Source organism: Methylobacterium sp. WL18 (genome assembly GCF_008040015.1).
Taxonomy (GTDB): Bacteria; Pseudomonadota; Alphaproteobacteria; order Rhizobiales; family Beijerinckiaceae; genus Methylobacterium; species Methylobacterium mesophilicum.
This window is the reverse complement of the sequence record NZ_VRVD01000467.1, coordinates 1-3,748: the sequence shown is the minus strand read 5'-3', so window position 1 is coordinate 3,748 and position 3,748 is coordinate 1. Positions and strand designations below refer to the sequence as shown.

Below are 3,748 nucleotides of genomic sequence, written 5' to 3'. Positions count from 1 at the left end.
CCGGCCCCAAAGATCCCGCCGGCACCCAAGCCAATTCCGAAGGCGCCGCGCCCGGCCGCCACGGCCCTGCGTCGCTCGCGGCGGAAACCCGTGCGGCCGGTGCGGCTGCGCCTGATCGATGCCGTAGCGATCGCGGCCGCCGGCCTTCTGCTGCTCAAGCTGCTCACCCTGGCGCAGGTCGGCCTGCCCGGCGCCGGAACCCTGCCCGAATATGGCCGGGCGGTGGCCCGGGCACGCACCGGCTACGAGCCGCCTGATCCGGTTACCACCGGCTCGGTCGGCGCCAAGGAGGAGGCGGCCGCGGCACCCATCGAGAAGCCGCCGGAGATGCCCGCGCCCGAGCCTGCGAAGGCGGCATCCGGTTCCCCGACCGAACGCGCGCTCCTGGAAAAGCTCGGAGCCCGGCGTGACGCGCTGCGCCAAAAGAACGACGAGCTGGAACTGCGCGAGAAGATGCTCAACGATGCCGAGCGCAAGCTCGAGACCGGGCTGGGCGACCTCAAGCAGGCGGAGGAGAAGGTCGACGCGGCGGCTAAGGCCCGCGAGGATGCCGAGAAGCAGGGGCTCAAGAACATCGTCACGATGTATGAGACGATGAAGCCCAAGGACGCTGCCCGGGTGTTCGACCGCCTCGGCCACGACGTGCTGGTGCCGATCGTGTTGGCCATGAACCCGCGCAAGATGGCCGAGGTACTCTCGGCGATGCAGCCCGATACGGCCGAGCGCCTCACCGTCACTCTGGCAAACCGGGCGCGCGGGGTTGGCAGTGCGCAGGCGCAGGTCGGCGCGGCCCTCCCGGCGAACGAGTTGCCGGCGATCGATCCGGGGCCACCGCTGTCGCGATAGGCTCGCGAGGCCCATCGGTCTCAAGCCGATGCGGCAGCGCCTCCCGGGGGCCGCCTCGGTCCACGATGACGAATGGGGGCCGCCCGGTGTCCCGGTGTCGAAGGGCAGAGCCAGGTCTTTCCTGGATGCCGGCACGGCGACAAATCCCCGAAGCAGACCCGGCTTTTTCGGCCTACAGCATCATCCGGCGGTTCGGGACCGATCTGAACCGGTCGCGACCGCATGAGATGCGCTGCGCCATGTCCTTGACATTATAGTAAAAACATTTAATTCGCTGCGCAAATTCATGTATCTGAGCCGGACGGTGATGACTTCCAAGGACTATCTCCTTTCCGGTGCGTCTAGCTTGGCCGGCAAGCTGTTCGACAATGTCTCCCTGCAGAAGATGTTATTCAACGCTCTCCGGCTCAACAGAAAGGAGGTGCGACGGTTCATATTAGATCGCGATGCGGCGTTCCTTGCGTATTGCCTGGCGCGGAGGTCTCGGTCGAAATCGCAGATTTTGCAGGATCTATGGGTTTGCTTCGAGTTGGGCGAGAAGATCGGTGGCTACTTTGTAGAATTCGGAGCCACGAACGGCAGGAAGAACAGCAACACGTGGCTGCTCGAAAAAACACTGGGGTGGAAGGGGATTCTCGCGGAGCCGAATCCCATCTGGCATGCCGCGTTGGCGGCCGAGCGAGACGCCGCGATCGAGCACAGATGCGTTTCGTCTCGGTCGCACGAGACGGTCACCTTCATCGCGACCAACGACTCGGATCCCGAATTGAGCGGCATCGCCAGCTTCGCCGAGTCCGACCATTTCGCCGAAACGCGCAGTCGCGGGCAGCGCCTCGAGATCGAAACCATTTCCCTGGACGATCTGCTCGACGCCTACGCGGCGCCTCCTTGCGTCGATTACCTGTCGATCGATACCGAGGGGAGCGAACTCGACATCCTGTCGGCTTACAGCTTCAGCCGCAAATTCAATGTCATATCCGTCGAGAACAATCCGAAGAACGATGTCGCGATCGACACGCTTCTCGCGTCGAAGGGATATGTCCGGGTTTTCCGGCAGTTCTCTCAGTGGGATAGCTCGTACGTATCCGGTGAACTCAGGGCTGAAGGATCGGTGATCGTCGCAGCCCCGGATGCGTGATCGTCGTCCCTGATCGCGAACGGCGCAGCATATCCCGATCGATCACTGCCGGTCGTCCGGCTCGGTCGGGATACGCGTCACCGTGCTGTCGGTCGACGACCCTGCGAACGGGCATCAACTGGGCCGGTAGCGGTAGTGGCCGCAGAAATAGACGGGTCTGCCAGTCAGAAGCCTGTGCACCGTGGCCATGGTCCAAGCCACTGCGCCGCAGCGGCGCGTGATGTCGTCCGCCTCGACCAAAGCGAGGCCGGGCGCGATCTCCCCCACCGCCTCCGGCCGTGCCACCGCCCATAGAAACGACGCGCGAGTCTTGGCGATACTCGGGTTGCGCCGCGAATGCCGCACCATGACAGGGGACGCGAAGTCGGCGGCCAACTCGATCGAGGCTCTGTTGCGCCCCGCCCGCTCTACGAGCCCGCGTACAAGATCTTCGCCCAAGGCCGGCGCGAGATACATCGAGACACCTTCCGCCAGGACCAGAACTGGCCGTTCGGGAACCCAGTTGATGCCGTCCATCCAGGCAAGCGGCTCCGTCTCCATGACGGTGAGGGTCCGGACATTTGCGCGGCGGGCGATCAGGGTATCGCGGAGACGGACGACGTTTGCGAAGTCCGCGTCGATCCAGTCAAGCGTGGCGGGCAGCCGGATGCGCGCCGGACGGTCGTCAAGCCCCGAACCGATGCTGACGCACAAGCCCGATGGGTGGGACGTGATGAAGGTTTCGGTGATCCGGTCGAACCATTGGGCGCGGATCACCGAACCGCGCATGCTGCCCGTATCTCCGGCAAAGCGCGCGGGATCGAAACCCAGCGCGGCCCCGATCCGTGAGGCTTCGCTGTCCCTGAACTGAAGATCGGGATGGCGATCCTGTGCGATCATCCTAGCGGCCAGCGGAATCAGAAGCGTTTCTGGAACGATTCCTAAAGACTCGAGGCCGCGACTGTTCATAAAGGGCGCCGTCGTCACCTTTGCGAATGATCGAGATTGCCTCGCAGAAACGCCGCGCGCAACAGAAAATCTGTCCGTCGGAAAATCGTGCTGTGACGTTACTCTGACATCCGCCTGATCGCGGAGATTGCGTCCGCCAGATCGGGCCGCTTCTTCGGGTTCGGTTGCAGGCAGGCCTCTACAAGCGCCTGCAGCCTGTTCGGTACCGCGTTGCTGCGGTCCAGCAATTCGCTCATCAGGATCCCCACTGCCCGCACCTCGATCCGCTTCAACGCGGCACCGTCTTCGCCGGCAGGCAGCGCCGAGGCGGCGCCGAAATCGCTGAGCACGGCGCCGCCGGTCGCGGCATCCCACAGCGTGTTGTGAGCATAGACGTCGCCGTGAAGCAGGTTGCGCCCGTGCAGGTGGGCCACGGCGTCGGCCACCGCGCCGGCGATGCGCAGGGCATGCCCGGTGGCGAGCGTCAGAGCAGGGTCGTAGCAGTCGCGGCTACAACTCGCGAGGCTTGGCGGCCCGGCGAGAACGCGCCACTGCGATGGCAAGAGCCGGAGCAGCAAGCCCTGTGCGCCTTCGGGATGGTCGACGAGCCGACCGAGGGCACCCGTAAGTGCCGGATGAGTTCCGGCGGCGAGGCAGGCTTCCATCTCGCGCTCCGGCAGGCCGTCGCTGGTCATCGCGCCCTTGAACAGCTTCAGCGCCACCTCCTGCGGGCCGGACGGCCCACGCCAGACGGCCCGGTGGACCCGGCCCGAGGCCCCCTCCCCAAGCAAATCGCCGACCTCGAGCGCCGTCCACGGCACGGCCGCCGCCTGGGCA

4 protein-coding genes are annotated in these 3,748 nt (G+C 65.3%); 2 read left to right on the top strand and 2 right to left on the bottom strand.

Annotation, left to right across the window (positions count from 1 at the left end; all coding sequences use genetic code 11):
• Both FV228_RS23040 and FV228_RS23035 read left to right on the top strand, forming a co-directional pair.
• On the top strand, positions 1–846 hold an 846-nt coding region (locus FV228_RS23040), incomplete at its 5' end, for a hypothetical protein (protein WP_348645069.1).
• Positions 847–1,153: 307 nt separating this feature from the next.
• Entirely contained in the window at positions 1,154–1,984 is an 831-nt protein-coding gene (locus FV228_RS23035; RefSeq protein WP_147856721.1) for an FkbM family methyltransferase, read from the top strand.
• Positions 1,985–2,098: 114 nt separating this feature from the next.
• On the opposite strand, the gene FV228_RS23030 is transcribed toward FV228_RS23035, so the two are convergent.
• Both FV228_RS23030 and FV228_RS23025 read right to left on the bottom strand, forming a co-directional pair.
• Positions 2,099–2,863, bottom strand: a complete 765-nt coding sequence (locus tag FV228_RS23030; protein ID WP_187277869.1) for a class I SAM-dependent methyltransferase — start codon at positions 2,861–2,863, stop codon at positions 2,099–2,101.
• A gap of 167 nt (positions 2,864–3,030) precedes the next feature.
• Positions 3,031–3,748 (bottom strand): protein kinase (locus tag FV228_RS23025; RefSeq protein WP_147856719.1); only part of this gene is annotated, 718 nt, incomplete at its 5' end.

What these genes read in the sequence shown, in the direction of transcription:
- FV228_RS23030 (WP_187277869.1), bottom strand. Translation starts at nt 2,863, where the DNA reads ATGATCGCACAGGATCGCCATCCCGATCTTCAGTTCAGGGACAGCGAA.
- FV228_RS23035 (WP_147856721.1), top strand. Translation starts at nt 1,154, where the DNA reads ATGACTTCCAAGGACTATCTCCTTTCCGGTGCGTCTAGCTTGGCCGGC.